Origin of the sequence: Vibrio sp. 10N.286.51.E5 (genome assembly GCF_041469125.1) — a bacterium.
Lineage (GTDB): Bacteria > Pseudomonadota > Gammaproteobacteria > Enterobacterales > Vibrionaceae > Vibrio > Vibrio crassostreae_C.
The window spans coordinates 1-16286 of sequence record NZ_JBFRJZ010000010.1 but is presented as its reverse complement, the minus strand read 5'-3'; the positions used below and the strand labels follow the sequence as shown (position 1 = coordinate 16286).

Sequence of the window (16286 nt, the reverse complement as noted above, 5' to 3'; positions counted from 1 at the left end):
AAAAAGCCCCGTAAAAACGGGGCTTTAAACTATTCACTCAATAATAAATCAAGTTTTTCCATTATTGGAGGTGTCAAAATGGGATGTCATCATCAAAATCCATTGGCGGCTCATTATATTGAGGTTGAGCCTGCTGAGGTGCTTGTTGAGGTGCTTTTGGCTGCTGTTGAGCGGGAGCACTGTATTGTTGTTGCTGTTGTTGTGGCTGCTGTGGCTGACCCCAACCACCTTGCTGTTGGTTGTTACCCATGCCACCTTGAGCAGGAGCACCACCTTGAGCACGGCCGCCAAGCATTTGCATTACACCATTGAAGCCTTGAACAACCACTTCAGTTGTGTAGCGATCTTGACCGCTTTGATCTTGCCATTTACGTGTTTGAAGTTGACCTTCAATGTAAACTTGAGAACCTTTACGTAGGTACTCACCAGCAACTTCCGCAAGCTTGCCAAACAGAGCAACACGGTGCCATTCTGTTTTTTCACGCTGCTCGCCAGTTGCTTTATCACGCCATGACTCTGACGTTGCAATGGTAATGTTCGCTACTGCGCCGCCATTTGGCATGTAACGAATTTCAGGGTCATTACCTAGGTTACCCACTAATATAACTTTGTTAACTCCACGGCTAGCCATGATTTGCTCCGTCTAAATTCATAGTCTCAGAAAATTTTAGCGCACAAGAATAGCATGCTTTTCTGCAGTGATAAATCGCATTCCTATTCTCTCCTCACTACAAAGAATAAAAACGTAACAAATCATGATATTCAGAGCGATGTTGCTTTTTTCTCCACTTACAAACCACTCATTTACTTTGATAATTGATATTCAACGCAAGTCACTATCAAGGCGCTAGAGAAGCTAAAGCCTGCATGACAACGTGGAATCTAATCCCACTCAAACAGGACGTTTCAATGAGAAAATCAAGATACGCTCGCACTTTACACTTTCTGTGCATCGACCCAAACGATACCTATCTACATGTAAAAGAGATAGAAAAGCATTTATCTATTGTTCTCTACAAAATGACACCCGACGAATTAATGCTAGTTGATAGAAAGCGGAGTAACCGGATCTTGCTCGTCGATTACAGAGAGGTACCACAACTACTGATTATTTGTCCTAACCTGACTGTTATGTGGAAAAATCACGAAATCATTTTATTCAATGTCCCCCAGCAACTTCCAACCTCAGAGCTTCTTACCTATGGGGTACTAAAAGGACTCTTTTACAACACTGAACAAAAGGACAAGATTGCTCGTGGTCTTCAAGAAGTCATTGATGGCGATAACTGGCTGCCAAGGAAGGTAACCAATCAACTGTTGTTTTATTATCGCAATATGGTCAATACCAACACCACACCAACCAATGTTGATTTAACCATTCGTGAGATCCAGGTGATTCGCTGTCTTCAATCCGGGTCTTCAAACACACAAATCGCCGATGACTTGTTTATTAGTGAGTTCACGGTTAAATCTCACCTCTATCAAATATTCCGTAAGCTTGCGGTAAAAAATAGAGTTCAAGCGATAGCATGGGCAAACCAGAACCTGCTTGCATAATCGACCCACCTCTTAGTCTGACGATAATTTTGAGGGAAGCTCTAGTAAACCATGGCTATTATTGCTGAATTTTCGACATAACTTATGCTAGAGTTGCCCTCAGAAATATCAACCACTCAGGTTGAATCAATAATTATTATAGATAAAGGGTCTTATCATGATCAAAAAGTGCCTTTTCCCGGCAGCTGGCTACGGTACACGTTTTTTACCTGCAACCAAGTCAATGCCTAAAGAAATGATGCCTGTAGTAAACAAACCTCTGATTGAATACGGTGTAGAGGAAGCTATCGAAGCTGGTATGGATGGAATGTGCATCGTTACTGGACGTGGTAAGCACTCGATCATGGATCACTTTGATAAAAACTACGAGCTTGAGCACCAGATTAGCGGCACCAATAAAGAAGACCTATTGGTTAATATCCGTGAAACGATTGAAGCGGCAAACTTCACCTACATTCGTCAACGTGAGATGAAAGGCCTTGGCCATGCTATTTTAACGGGTCGCGAACTTGTAGGCGATGAACCGTTCGCAGTAGTACTTGCTGATGACCTTTGTGTGAACGAGCAACAAGGCGTGCTAGCTCAGATGGTTGCGCTATACAAACAGTTCCGCTGTTCTATTGTTGCTGTACAAGAAGTTCCAGAAGAAGAGACTCACAAGTACGGTGTTATCTCTGGCGAAATGATCAAAGATGACCTTTTCCGAGTTGATGACATGGTAGAGAAGCCAGAGCAAGGTACAGCACCAAGCAACCTAGCGATCATTGGTCGTTATATTCTGACTCCAGATATCTTTGAATTAATCGAGCAGACAGAACCAGGTAAAGGCGGCGAAATCCAGATCACTGATGCATTGCTAAAACAGGCAAAAGCAGGCTGTGTATTGGCTTACAAATTTAAAGGCCAACGTTTTGACTGTGGTAGTGTTGAAGGCTATATCGAAGCAACAAACTACTGCTTCGAAAACCTATACAAGAAAGACCAGCAGCAAATCGAGCTAGGTAAACACTCGACCAAGAAAGAAGCATAACGACTGGTTAATCACTAACGTTACTGATTTTAGAAAGGGCGACTCTTTGAGTCGCCCTTTTTGTTTACTGTTTTTTTATCCAGTAAAACTTTGCACAAATCTCACTCTATGTAATACTTTAGCCACTTAAAATTACATGGTCTATTGAGATGGATAAAATAGAAATTAGAGGCGCTCGTACGCATAACCTCAAAGACGTCAACCTAACCATTCCACGTGACAAACTGACTGTCATCACCGGATTATCGGGTTCAGGAAAGTCGTCACTTGCGTTTGACACACTCTACGCAGAAGGTCAGCGTCGTTATGTTGAATCTCTGTCTGCTTACGCTCGTCAATTTCTATCTCTTATGGAAAAGCCTGATGTCGACCATATTGAAGGTCTGTCTCCAGCTATCTCAATAGAACAAAAATCGACTTCACATAACCCTCGCTCAACCGTCGGTACCATTACCGAAGTCTATGATTACCTCAGATTATTGTATGCGCGAGTAGGCGAACCTCGCTGTCCAGACCACAACATCCCTCTAGCAGCACAAACCATCAGTCAAATGGTGGATAAGGTCTTAGAACTGCCTGAAGGCTCAAAGATGATGTTGATGGCACCGATTATCAAAGAGCGCAAAGGTGAGCATGTTAAAACACTGGAAAACTTAGCTGCGCAAGGCTTTATCCGAGCCCGAATTGATGGTGAAACCTGTGATCTATCCGATCCACCAGCACTTGAACTTCATAAGAAGCACACCATTGAAGTTGTGGTAGACAGATTCAAGGTTCGTCCTGATCTTCAACAGCGTTTAGCCGAGTCATTCGAGACCACATTAGAGCTCTCTGGCGGTATCGCTGTCGTCGGCTGGATGGACGAAACGGATCAAGAAGAGATCGTATTCTCTGCTAACTTCGCTTGTCCTAAATGTGGTTACAGCATGCAAGAGCTTGAGCCTCGCCTGTTCTCATTTAATAACCCGGCAGGAGCATGTGGTACGTGTGATGGTCTTGGTGTTCAACAGTATTTTGATCCAAGCCGAGTGATTTTAGATGAGAACCTAAGCATTGCTGAAGGTGCGATAAAAGGTTGGGATCAAAAGAACTACTACTATTTCCAAATGCTAACGTCGCTGTCAGAACATTATGGTTTTGATCTGTATGCGCCATTTAATTCTCTACCGAAAAAGACTCAAGAGATCATTCTAAAAGGATCAGGTCGTACTGAAGTGGAATTCAAGTACATCAATGACCGAGGTGATATTCGGGTTAAGCGTCATCCATTTGAGGGCATTTTAAATACCTTGGAGCGCCGTTACCGTGATACTGAATCGAGCGCAGTGCGTGAAGATCTTGCTAAATACATCTCAACCAAATCGTGCTCTAGCTGTGATGGCACTCGCCTGAGATTAGAAGCTCGTAATGTTTTCATTGGTGATACAACACTTCCGGAAATCGTTGAACTTAGCATTGCTGACGCACTACAATTTTTCCAAGAATTGAAGCTAGACGGTCAACGTGGGCAGATCGCAGATAAAGTGATGAAAGAGATCAATGATCGTCTGCATTTCTTAGTCAACGTTGGTTTGAACTACCTTAACCTATCACGCAGTGCTGAAACGCTGTCTGGTGGTGAGGCGCAACGTATTCGTTTGGCGAGCCAAATCGGTGCCGGTTTAGTTGGCGTTATGTATGTACTTGATGAGCCATCAATTGGTCTCCACCAGCGCGATAATGAACGTCTATTGCAAACCTTAATTCACCTGAGAGACTTAGGTAATACGGTACTTGTTGTGGAACATGACGAAGATGCAATTCGTTGTGCTGACCATGTTATCGATATCGGTCCAGGAGCAGGGGTGCACGGTGGTCACGTGGTGGCAGAAGGTACCATGCAAGACATCATCGAAAACCCGAACTCTTTGACAGGCCAATACCTGAGCGGTGCTAAAGAAATTGCAGTGCCTGAAAAGAGAACGCCTATCGACAAGAAGAAGGTCGTCGAGATCGTTGGCGCAACGGGGAACAACCTAAAGAATGTGACCGCGACAATTCCTGTTGGCTTGTTCAGTTGTATTACGGGCGTATCAGGTTCGGGTAAATCAACGCTTATCAACGATACCTTCTTTAAAGTCGCCCACACTCAATTAAACGGTGCCACGACTGCAGTTCCAGCAAAGCACAAAAAGATTAAAGGGTTAGAACATTTTGATAAGGTAATCGACATAGATCAAAGCCCTATCGGTCGTACACCAAGATCAAACCCTGCGACCTACACAGGGATTTTCACCCCTATTCGTGAACTATTCGCGGGCACTCAGGAATCACGTTCTCGTGGTTACAAGCCAGGTCGATTCAGCTTTAACGTTCGTGGTGGTCGTTGTGAGGCTTGTCAGGGAGACGGCGTAATCAAGGTAGAGATGCACTTCTTACCCGATGTGTATGTGCCTTGTGATGTGTGTAAAGGTAAGCGCTATAACCGTGAGACTCTAGAGGTCCGCTACAAAGGTAAAACCATTGACGAAGTTCTAGAGATGACTGTGGAAGATGCTCGTGAATACTTCAACCCGGTACCTGTTATCGCTCGTAAACTGCAAACTTTAATGGACGTTGGCCTCTCTTACATTCGCTTAGGGCAAGCAGCTACAACCTTATCTGGTGGTGAAGCTCAGCGTGTTAAATTAGCGCGTGAACTGTCTAAACGAGACACGGGAAAAACCTTATACATTCTCGATGAGCCAACAACAGGCCTTCATTTCCACGATATCCAGCAGCTACTGACGGTATTACATAGACTGCGTGATCACGGTAATACAGTTGTCGTGATTGAGCACAACCTAGATGTCGTTAAAACAGCAGACTGGATCCTAGATCTTGGCCCAGAAGGTGGGCAAGGTGGTGGTGAGATTGTTGCAGAGGGTACACCTGAAGATGTGGCGTTAGTCGAAGGTTCACACACTGCTCGCTTCCTTAAGCCTATGTTAAATTTGAAGTAGGTGTAAAATAGCGCCCTGCGGGCAGACAGAAAAATGTTAAAGTAACAGAGCTTGTTTCAGAAGGAACAAGCTCTGTTTTTATAAGGTTAGGGATTTATGGCAACAATACACACTAGCGGTACTCAGCTAGAAAATCAGGTCACTCAGCTACCACTCAACAAAGCATTTCTGGCTTCTTTAGCTGTTGTATTCTTGTTAGCTATGCATTTTTTCATGCCGAATCCTGGTGGTTCGGGCCTTGCTCTATCCTTTAACCCTACCACTTGGCTAGCGCTAAGCTTCACGCTAGCGATTGGCTTTTACCAACTCGCGACCAATCGAGTACTCAAGTATTCCAAATTAACAATTGGCTTGTTGATTAGCTGCATCATACTCACGCTACCCATTTTATACAGCAATGCTGCACCTCAAGGAGCGTCAGGACGCTTGCTTGGATTGTGGACGGGCTTTGCCTTATTTGTGGTGCTGCAGCAATTTAAGTTCAGCAATAAACACAAGCAACGTATGTTGTGGTTCATTGTACTTGCTGTTGTTATACAAGCACTATTTGGCTATGTGCAATATTTCTTATTAGAACCTGGCAACCTATTTGGCTACAACACTGCTGCAAACCGACCATATGGGATATTTCAACAACCGAATGTAATGGCAAGCTTTCTTGCTACTGGTTTTGTGCTGTCCGCTTACCTTTTAGCAAGGCAGCCGGCTAAATATAACCATAAGATCAGCGAATCATTCCTACTGTATTTAACTCCAACCTTAACCGTGCCCTTGCTGATCATCATCGCATCACGTACCGGATGGTTGGCCGCTGTCATTGGGTTTATCTGCATTCTGCCCTATCTATACAAGTTCTCGACCAAGAAACGCTTCTACGGATGGTGCGCATCAGTGCTCGTCGGTGTCGTCGTCGCTTTTACGGTGATCAGCCTAAGTGCGACAGATAGTATCGCTAGCAAGAGAGCAAACCTAGAAAGCCCGCGCGCTTATACGTTCCCGCAAGCTTTAGATATGATGATCGAAAAGCCATTTACAGGTTATGGTTACGGGAAATTTGAGTCTGAATACACGCTATATACAGCTCGCCAACATCAACTCAACTCGAACTATCATCCAGGTCTTCCTTCAATGGATCACCCGCACAATGAGTTCCTGTTTTGGGGAGTTGAAGGGGGGATTGTACCAATCATCGGAATCTTGATTGCTGCAATATTGGTGATGTCACGCATAACAAGTTCAGCAAAGGGAACACGTCTAGCCCTGCTCGCGTTATTTATCCCAATCCTTTTGCACTCTCAACTTGAGTATCCTTTTTACCACTCGGCGATTCACTGGATAACATTCATTATATTGATTTACTGGGTAGATCAGCGCTCTTCCCGACATTATCAACAGTCGTTCAGTATCATCAGCAAGACCCTATTTAGAGTGTTGAGCTTAGTGCTCCCTATTTTGGTCAGTTTTTATATGTTGAGCGCCCTGCACACCAACTATGTACTGACTAAGTTTGAACTGTCTAAGCCGAAAAATCCGGACATTCTTAAGCAGGTAACGAACCCAGTGGTGTGGAAAGATCGCTACGATTGGGATATATACAGCACTTACCTTAATATCGGCCTCTACAAAGCCGACCCGAGCCTTATACAGCCTTACATCGATTGGTCACTGGAGATCATTAAGAGCAAACCAAGACCGGCTTTCTACAGCAATCTGATTCTGGCGTATCAAGGCCTAGGAGAAGAAAGTAAAGCAGAGCAAATTCGTAGCGAAGCGAACTTTTTATTCCCTAACAGAGACTTTTCAAAGGTTCAGTATAAGAAAGTGTCACAAGCAGAAGATAACGTTTCGTCTGCAGAATAATGTTAAGAATTCGCAACGCAAGCTTCACTTAGTAGGCAGTAGGAGCTTGGGGTAGATACAAAAAAGCGCACGATCTCTCGTGCGCTTTTCTTTTTAATTTCAGTTCATGCAGCTACTTCAAAACATCTTTTAGCGCTTTTAGGCACAACGCGACATTCTCTTTACGAGCACCGTAACCCATTAGGCCGATACGCCATGCCTTACCAGCCAAAGAGCCAAGCCCAGCACCGATTTCAAGATTATATTCTTCTAAAAGCTGCGTTCTGATCTTAGCCTCATCAATTCCTTCTGGGAAATAAAGTGCATTAAGCTGCGGCAGGCGGCTCTCTTCATCAACCACAAACTTTAACCCTAGAGCTTCTACGCCTTCTTTAAGCTCTTGGTGCATCGCATGATGACGAGACCACGCATTATCTAAGCCTTCATTTTTCAACAAAACCAGCGACTCATGCAGAGCATAAAGGCTGTTCACGGGTGCGGTATGGTGGTAGCTACGCTTACCTTCTCCACTCCAGTAACCTAATACTAAACTTTGATCCAAAAACCAGCTTTGCACTGGTGCTTTACGGGCTTTCATTTTATCAACCGCACGCTGAGAGAAAGTCACTGGAGATAGCCCTGGCACACAAGACAGACACTTTTGGCTGCCAGAATAAACCGCATCAAGCTGCCACTCATCAACCAGCAATGGCACACCACCTAATGATGTCACTGCATCAACAATCGTTAACGCATCAAACTGACGAGCGACAGCAGAGATAGCTTGAGCATCAGATAACGCTCCGGTTGATGTCTCTGCATGCACAAATGCAACAGCAACGGCATCGGGGTTTTCTGCCAATGCTTGTTCTACCTTTTCAACTGAAACGGGCTTGCCCCATTCGTCATCAACAAGGATGGCTTCGCCACCACAACGCACCACGTTTTCTCGCATACGCTCACCGAAGACACCGTTACGACAAACAATCACCTTTTCACCAGGCTCAATCAAGTTAACAAAACAGGTCTCCATACCCGCACTGCCCGGTGCAGAAACGGCAATCGTAAATTCGTTTTCAGTCTGAAAAGCGTATTTAAGAAGCTGTTTAAGCTCGTCCATCATCGCAATAAACAGCGGATCTAAGTGACCTATGGTTGGACGGCTCAAAGCCTGTAACACTTGAGGTGAGATATCTGAAGGACCAGGTCCCATTAACGTTCGGTGTGGTGGATAAAAGCTATCGATAGCAGTAGTGAGTGTGAAATTAGACATGTACATCCCTTACGTTAATGTTGTGAACAATCCACCCTAAAGCAAATTGATTACCTCAGCAATTAGCCATAAGTATTGAGGTCAAACCACTGTCACATCATTGTTAAAATTATTTTTCAATTATCTCAAGTTACGGATTGACATTGTTACCACAAAAACGTTCAATGAAACGGCTATCTAGCAGAAGAGGAGCACTGCCCAGGCAGATGTTTTGTGGAACCGCATTTCCAATACAAAACATTTATGGGGAGCAGTGCCGAGATAATAAAAGGATGCAGGACCTTTATTATCGGTTGAGCGGGCTGAATCCCGTCAACTGTCGCCATTTCTATATGGTGAAGAGCTTCTGAGGTTACTATTCTAATAATTCCTCTCTTTTTGCTCTAAAACTCTCTTCGAAAAACATCGGACGTTGGATTACCCAACCGTAATTTTATTTTAGGAAGTCGTGGGAGATATATCGTGAGTGCATCTAATGTAGCTGGTTCTTTTAATGTCGCTAAGTTTGGTGGAACAAGTGTTGCCAACTTTGAAGCAATGAGCCGTTGTGCTGCCATTATTGAAAACAACTCAAACACGAAACTGGTCGTGAGTAGTGCATGCTCTGGTGTCACTAACTTGCTGGTTGAACTGGCAAATGGTGTTCAAGATAAAGCACGTCGTCAGGAATTAATGGCGCAATTAGCGGAGATTCATAACGCAATTCTTGACCAACTCGCAGATCCAATCAGCATCGAAAAAGAAGTTCACAGCATTCTTGATGACATTGCGAGCGCTGCCGAGGCTGCATCATTCCAAACAAGCACTAAACTGACGGATCACCTTGTCGCATGTGGCGAGTTGATGTCGACACACATCTTGGCTCAGATCATCCGTGAACGAGGCACTCCTGCTGTTCGCTTTGATATCAGAGATGTGATGCGCACTAATGATGATTTTGGTAAAGCCGAACCTCAACTAGAAGATATTGCCGCTCTAGCGCAACAGAAACTGATTCCACTTTGCCAACAACAAGTTGTCGTTACACAAGGTTTTATCGGTGCTGATAGCAAAGGCAACACCACGACTTTAGGCCGCGGTGGCAGTGATTACTCAGCAGCATTGATTGCCGAATCTGTAAAGGCGATTGGTCTAGAAATCTGGACGGATGTTCCGGGTATTTACACCACTGACCCTCGTATTGCACCTAAAGCTTCTCCTATCCCAGAGATCAGCTTTAGTGAAGCATCGGAAATGGCAAACTTTGGTGCGAAGATCTTGCATCCATCGACTCTAGTACCTGCATTACGCCACCAAATCCCGGTATTTGTCGGCTCTTCTAAAGCACCAGAGCTCGGTGGTACTTGGATTCGTCAAGAAGTTGAGAGCTCTCCTCTATTTAGAGCGCTTGCCCTACGCTGCAACCAAACTATGGTTACGCTACGCAGTGCTAACATGTTCCATGCATATGGCTTCTTGGCAAAGGTGTTCGAGATCCTTGCTAAGCATAAGATCTCGGTCGATCTTATCACTACCTCAGAGATCAGTGTGTCACTTACTCTGGATCAAACAGATACATCAGGTGGTGCTCCGGAGTTACCTGAAGCCGCTCGCCTTGAGCTTGAAGAGCTGTGTTCCGTTGATATTGAGCACGACCTATGCCTTGTTGCACTTATTGGTAACAACATGAGTGAAAGCAAAGGCTATGCGAAGCAGGTATTCGGCACTCTTGAAGATTTCAACCTGCGCATGATTTGTTACGGAGCAAGCCCACACAACCTGTGTTTCTTGCTAGATGAATCTGTTTCTAAGCTGGCGATTCAAAAACTTCACCAAGAGTTATTTGAATAGAAAGTCCGTTTATCATCGACAGATAAATAACTAAATCACAGGTACAAAAAGGGTTGCTATTCAGCAACCCTTTCTCTTTTTACTTTACGAATCAAATCTCTTCATAGGTTCAAACTAGTTAATGTTTGGACCTAACCACTTCTCGGCTTCTAACATATCCCAACCTTTGCGGTCAGCATAGCTATCCACTTGATCCTGTTGAATCTGTGCAATAGCAAAGTATCTAGCATCAGGGTGTGAGAAGTACATACCAGACACTGAGGCACCAGGCCACATCGCGTAGCTTGTCGTTAATGACATATCGATTGCCTTTTCAACATCCATCAGCTCCCACAACGTGCCTTTCTCTGTATGCTCAGGGCAAGCAGGATAACCTGGAGCTGGACGAATACCTTGGTATTTCTCTCGAATCAAATCGTCGTTAGACAAATTCTCATCTGGCGAGTAACCCCAAATATCCTTTCTCACTTCTTTATGCAGATATTCCGCGAACGCCTCAGCCAATCGGTCAGCAACCGCCTGAATCATAATCGCGTTGTAGTCATCGCCTTTCGCTTTGTATTCATCAGCCAGCTCTCGCTCACCAATACCACCCGTAACCGCAAAGCCACCAATCCAATCCGCTTTACCGCTTTCTTTTGGCGCAATGTAATCAGACAAACAGTAGTTAAAGCCTTTTGGTTTCTCTGTTTGTTGACGAAGATTGTGTAGAACCTTTAGAACTTCGGTACGAGATTCATCGGTATACACCTCAATATCATCACCAACACTGTTCGCTGGGAACATGGCACACATGCCACGCGCTTCAAGTAATTTCTCTTTCTCTACGCGATCCAGTAAATCATTAGCATCTTTGAATAAACGTTTTGCCTCTTCACCCACTTCTTCATGATCAAGGATTGCAGGGTATTTACCAACCAATGACCATGTCATAAAGAATGGAGTCCAATCGATGTACTGACGCAAAGTCGCCACATCAAAATCATTGAAGATGTGAACTCCCGGCTTAGCGGGTGCAGGTGGCGTATACGCATCCCAATCGATAGCAACTTTATTGGCACGAGCTCTTTCAAGCGTGACAGGCTTGGTACGAGGTTTCTTACGATTGTGCTGATCTCGAACGCGATCGTAATCGATATCCAGCTTCTCAACGAAAGCGGGTTTCAATTCATCAGAAAGTAGTGAAGTACAAACACCCACTGCACGCGAGGCATTATTTACGTATACAACAGGTTCTGAATAATTCTGCTCAATCTTAACTGCTGTGTGAGCTTTAGATGTGGTTGCGCCGCCAATCAGAAGAGGCAGCTTGAAACCCTGTCTCTCCATTTCTTTAGCAACATGTACCATTTCATCAAGAGACGGTGTAATCAGCCCAGACAGGCCAATAATGTCGACATTCTCTTCTTTCGCTACCTTGAGAATCTTCTCGCAAGAAACCATCACACCTAAGTCGATAATTTCGTAGTTATTACACTGTAAAACCACACCAACGATATTTTTACCGATATCGTGAACGTCACCTTTAACGGTCGCTAACAAAATCTTACCGTTAGTTGCGCCCACTTCTTTGGATGCATTAATGAATGGTTCTAAATGGGCAACCGCCTGTTTCATCACACGCGCAGACTTTACAACCTGTGGTAAGAACATCTTACCTTCACCAAACAGGTCACCAACAACGTTCATTCCGTCCATTAGAGGACCTTCAATCACTTCAATAGGACGAGAGGCATTAACACGAGCTTCTTCGGTATCTTCAACAATAAAGTCGGTGATACCTTTTACCAAAGAGTGCTCCAAACGCTTCTCTACAGGCCAAGTTCGCCACTCTAATGCAGATTTATCTTCAACCTTACCAACAGCACGCTCTAGGTATTCGGTCGCCATATCCAGCAATCTTTCAGTCGAATCATCACGACGGTTTAGTACGACATCTTCAACAGCATCACGCAGATCTTCTGGAACATTATCGTAAATTTCCAACTGACCAGCGTTTACAATGCCCATATCCATACCGTTTTTAAAACAGTGATATAGGAATACCGCGTGAATAGCCTCACGGACGTAGTTATTACCACGGAATGAGAATGAAACATTCGACACACCGCCAGAGATCATCGCATGCGGGAGATCGCGTTTGATGTCTCCTACTGCTTCAATGAAATCAACCGCATAGTTATTATGCTCATCGATACCAGTAGCCACTGCGAAAATATTCGGGTCAAAAATAATATCTTCTGGTGGGAAACCGACTTCATCAACAAGAATGTTGTAGGCATTGGTACAGATTTCGACTTTACGCTCTCGAGTATCAGCCTGCCCGACTTCATCAAACGCCATCACGATGACAGCAGCACCATAACGACGAACTAATTTGGCTTGCTCAACAAACTTCTCTTTGCCTTCTTTTAGAGAGATTGAGTTAACGATGCCTTTGCCTTGAATACACTTTAGGCCAGCTTCGATAACTTCCCACTTAGAAGAATCGACCATAACAGGTACTTTCGAGATTTCAGGTTCTGAAGCACATAGATTCAGGAATTTAACCATACACGCCTCGGCGTCTAGCATCCCTTCATCCATGTTGATATCGATAATTTGAGCACCATTCTCGACTTGCTCTCGAGCTACACTCAAGGCTTCGTCGTAGAGCTCTTCTTTGATAAGGCGCTTAAAGCGTGCAGAGCCGGTAACATTGGTCCGCTCACCTACATTCACGAACAAAGATTCTTTAGCTATCGTCAGTGGCTCTAGTCCCGAAAGACGACAAGAAACTGGTAAGTCTGGCAATTGACGCGGCGTTACACCTTCAACGGCCTCAGCCATTTCACGGATATGCTCTGGAGTAGTACCACAACACCCACCAATTAGGTTCAAGAAGCCACTTTCAGCCCACTCTTTAACATGTTCAGCCATATCCTCAGGAGAAAGGTCATACTCGCCAAATGCATTAGGCAAACCCGCATTAGGGTGAGCAGAAACATTGCACTCTGAGATACGAGACATCTCACCGACATACTCACGCAGTTCATCAGGGCCCAATGCACAGTTCAATCCAAATGAGATTGGTTTTACATGACGAAGGGCGTTGTAGAATGCTTCTGTCGTCTGTCCTGAAAGGGTACGACCTGATGCGTCAGTGATGGTACCGGAAATCATCACTGGAAGAGCAATACCCACCTCTTCAAAAACAGATTCAACGGCAAAGGCACACGCTTTCGCGTTTAACGTATCAAAGATAGTTTCAATAAGAATTAAATCTGAACCGCCCTTAATGAGCGCGCGAGTCGATTCAGAATAGGCTTCAACCAGTTCGTCAAAGCTAACATTACGGTAACCTGGATCGTTTACATCAGGCGAGATAGAACAAGTTCGGTTGGTTGGACCTAATACACCCGCGACGAAGCGAGGTTTATCTGGGGTCTTTGCAGTCCATTCATCAGCTGCTTCACGAGCAAGCTTGGCAGCAGCAAAGTTAATCTCTTCACTAAGGCTTTCCATATCATAGTCGGCCATAGCGATGGTTGTAGCGTTAAAGGTATTGGTTTCGAGGATGTCAGCCCCAGCTTCCAAATACTCCATATGGATATCTTTGATAAGCTTAGGCTGTGTAAGAACTAAAAGGTCATTGTTGCCCTTCAAGTCACTGTGCCAATCAGCAAAGCGTTCACCACGATAGTCTTGCTCTTCCAATTTATAATCCTGAATCATGGTGCCCATGCCACCATCAATCAGTAAAATTCGTTGCTTCAACAGAGCGTCAATCTTTTGCCTTACATTACTTCCCACGGTACAACCTCATTCCTTTAATTATCCCTCCATCCTATCACACATTAAAAAGGAGTCTAGACGTCTAAAAAAGGAAATTGATTACTGAGTCATGACAAAAAAATGTTTGCTATTTGAGCATGAGACAACGAAAATTCATATTCATACTTTGTTACATGTTGGAATCCCAATGTCGGTCTATTACACCTTATGCTTCTTGTCCGCTGCAGCCATGCTTATTGCTTTCGTGAATACAAAAATTGGTAAAATGCAGACAACCATCGCCATCACAGCTGGCTCAATGATGTTATCTCTATTGATTATCATTGCGGGACAAAATAATTGGTTCCAATTGGCAGACATTGCCTCAGAGACCGTTGCCAGTATCAATTTTGAAGATTTCCTTCTAAAAGGGATATTAGGATTCTTACTATTTGCAGGCGGTTTGGGAATCAAATTACCAAACCTAAAAGACCAGAAATGGGAAATAACAGTACTCGCGTTAGGTGCTACGCTGTTTTCAACATTCTTTATCGGTTTTGTGCTGTACGGGTTTTGCCAGTTCATCGGTATTCAATTTGATCTGATTTACTGCCTACTCTTTGGCTCGCTAATCTCTCCAACCGATCCCATCGCCGTGCTAGCAATAGTAAAGAAACTCGACGCTCCCAGAAGAATCTCTACTCAAATCGAGGGAGAATCTCTATTCAACGATGGTTTTGGCTTAGTTATCTTCGTAACCCTATTTACTATCGCATTCGGCACAGAAGCGCCAACCGTCGGTAGTGTGACCATGCTATTCGTTCAAGAGGCAATTGGCGGCATCGTCTACGGTTTTGTTTTAGGTCTTGTATTCCATTACCTAATCAGCAACACCGACGACCACTCGATGGAGTTGCTATTAACCATCGGCATTCCAACTGCTGGTTATGCGTTTGCTGAAGTTCTACATGTATCAGGACCATTAGCGATGGTGGTCTCAGGTATCATGATTGGTAACTGGACTCGCTTTATCGGATTCTCAAAAGAGAGTGAAGATCACTTAGATCATTTCTGGGAATTGATAGATGAATTCTTAAACGGCGTATTATTCCTACTAATTGGTATGTCGATGCTGTTATTCAAATTCCACCAAGAAGATTGGATCTTAATGGCTTTCGCAGTCCCTCTAGTATTGAGTGCACGTTACTTGAGTGTTTTCTTGTCTTACATCGGATTTAAACGCTTTAGAACTTACAACCCGTGGTCGATTAAGATTCTAACTTGGGGTGGTTTACGCGGTGGCTTAGCACTAGCCATGGCACTTTCAATCCCTTCAGGTATCTGGGTAATTGAAGACAAAGCAATCGATGTTAAAGAGATAATCCTTGTCATGACATACGCCGTTGTTGTGTTTTCTATTCTGGTTCAAGGCTCAACTATCACTCCTATGATAGAGAAAGCAAAACAAGCAGAGAAAGAGCTAGATTAATATCTAAATAGATCAACCAAGGCCGCCTACTTTAGGTGGCCTTTTTTATACCTAATGAAAGTCAAACTCGCCAATTCCCTCACTGAAGTTATCGTTGAAAGGGGTGCGTGGAACATAGAGCTCATATCGATATTTGATACCGCTAATATTTGAGTAATCGAAAGCCTTAATGTGGGTGGACAGAACTCTTTAAGGAGCTTAAGTCATACAGAGAACTCGTTCTTGTGCGCACTCGCTAGTCTACCCAATAACCCACTCTCAAGTTATATAAGCTTCAATCGAAAGGCTTCACCTTTCACCTGGAAACAAAAATAACGGGACTCAACGTCTCGCTAGAATAGCGTTAGTTATTAACAGGACTGTGGAGCTAGATGAGTGGTGAACGGTTTGAACTAAGTCATTAAATACCGCAAGGCAGCACTAAATCGGTGTTCGATAGAGATAGCTAAAGGAACACTTAGTACTTCTAGTGATACTTGTAATACCAATTAAAGTAAAAATGTGATCTAATTAAGATTGATGAATTATTGTGAA

Annotated in this window: 9 protein-coding genes and 1 riboswitch; of the genes, 6 read left to right on the top strand and 3 right to left on the bottom strand. The window is 44.0% G+C overall.

Features of this window, described 5'->3' with window-relative positions; all coding sequences use genetic code 11:
• Positions 1-73: 73 nt before the first annotated feature.
• Positions 74-631, bottom strand: coding sequence for a single-stranded DNA-binding protein (locus tag AB4161_RS03050; protein WP_017061342.1), 558 nt, complete (start codon positions 629-631; stop codon positions 74-76).
• 278 nt (positions 632-909) lie between these two features.
• Between AB4161_RS03050 and AB4161_RS03045 the strand changes: the two genes are divergently transcribed.
• The 4 genes from AB4161_RS03045 to AB4161_RS03030 all read left to right on the top strand — a co-directional run bounded on the left by AB4161_RS03045 (position 910) and on the right by AB4161_RS03030 (position 7428).
• Positions 910-1557, top strand: a complete 648-nt coding sequence (locus AB4161_RS03045; protein ID WP_029235092.1) for a LuxR C-terminal-related transcriptional regulator — start codon at positions 910-912, stop codon at positions 1555-1557.
• 157 nt (positions 1558-1714) lie between these two features.
• Positions 1715-2587 carry a UTP--glucose-1-phosphate uridylyltransferase GalU gene (gene galU, locus AB4161_RS03040; protein ID WP_017061340.1) on the top strand — a complete coding sequence of 291 codons (873 nt, stop codon included), beginning with the start codon at positions 1715-1717 and terminating at the stop codon, positions 2585-2587.
• Positions 2588-2736: 149 nt separating this feature from the next.
• Positions 2737-5568, top strand: coding sequence for an excinuclease ABC subunit UvrA (uvrA, locus tag AB4161_RS03035; protein WP_102393518.1), 2832 nt, complete (start codon positions 2737-2739; stop codon positions 5566-5568).
• 96 nt (positions 5569-5664) lie between these two features.
• The gene (locus AB4161_RS03030) at positions 5665-7428 is read left to right on the top strand and encodes a PglL family O-oligosaccharyltransferase (RefSeq protein WP_372082758.1); all 1764 of its coding nucleotides are present in this window, start codon (positions 5665-5667) and stop codon (positions 7426-7428) included.
• A 112-nt stretch (positions 7429-7540) separates the two neighbouring features.
• Here the strand turns inward: AB4161_RS03030 and AB4161_RS03025 are convergent, their stop codons facing one another.
• The gene (locus tag AB4161_RS03025) at positions 7541-8680 is read right to left on the bottom strand and encodes an alanine--glyoxylate aminotransferase family protein (protein WP_102332733.1); all 1140 of its coding nucleotides are present in this window, start codon (positions 8678-8680) and stop codon (positions 7541-7543) included.
• 176 nt (positions 8681-8856) lie between these two features.
• A riboswitch (Lysine riboswitch) is annotated at positions 8857-9034 on the top strand.
• Between the two features lie 108 nt (positions 9035-9142).
• Here AB4161_RS03025 and lysC point away from each other — a divergent pair.
• A complete protein-coding gene (lysC, locus tag AB4161_RS03020; RefSeq protein WP_372082756.1) occupies positions 9143-10510 on the top strand; it encodes a lysine-sensitive aspartokinase 3 in 1368 nt (455 codons plus the stop codon).
• A gap of 114 nt (positions 10511-10624) precedes the next feature.
• On the opposite strand, the gene metH is transcribed toward lysC, so the two are convergent.
• Positions 10625-14302: a methionine synthase gene (gene metH, locus AB4161_RS03015; protein WP_371722098.1), complete on the bottom strand. Its 3678-nt coding sequence runs from the start codon at positions 14300-14302 to the stop codon at positions 10625-10627.
• A 169-nt stretch (positions 14303-14471) separates the two neighbouring features.
• Here metH and AB4161_RS03010 point away from each other — a divergent pair, with 169 nt between their 5' ends.
• Positions 14472-15752, top strand: a complete 1281-nt coding sequence (locus tag AB4161_RS03010) for a sodium:proton antiporter (RefSeq protein ID WP_017061334.1) — start codon at positions 14472-14474, stop codon at positions 15750-15752.
• Positions 15753-16286 lie beyond the last annotated feature (534 nt).

Coding starts and splice junctions, on each gene's coding strand:
- AB4161_RS03010 (WP_017061334.1), top strand. CDS start 14,472: ATGTCGGTCTATTACACCTTATGCTTCTTGTCCGCTGCAGCCATGCTT.
- AB4161_RS03025 (WP_102332733.1), bottom strand. CDS start 8,680: ATGTCTAATTTCACACTCACTACTGCTATCGATAGCTTTTATCCACCA.
- AB4161_RS03045 (WP_029235092.1), top strand. CDS start 910: ATGAGAAAATCAAGATACGCTCGCACTTTACACTTTCTGTGCATCGAC.
- uvrA (WP_102393518.1), top strand. CDS start 2,737: ATGGATAAAATAGAAATTAGAGGCGCTCGTACGCATAACCTCAAAGAC.
- galU (WP_017061340.1), top strand. CDS start 1,715: ATGATCAAAAAGTGCCTTTTCCCGGCAGCTGGCTACGGTACACGTTTT.
- AB4161_RS03050 (WP_017061342.1), bottom strand. CDS start 631: ATGGCTAGCCGTGGAGTTAACAAAGTTATATTAGTGGGTAACCTAGGT.
- AB4161_RS03030 (WP_372082758.1), top strand. CDS start 5,665: ATGGCAACAATACACACTAGCGGTACTCAGCTAGAAAATCAGGTCACT.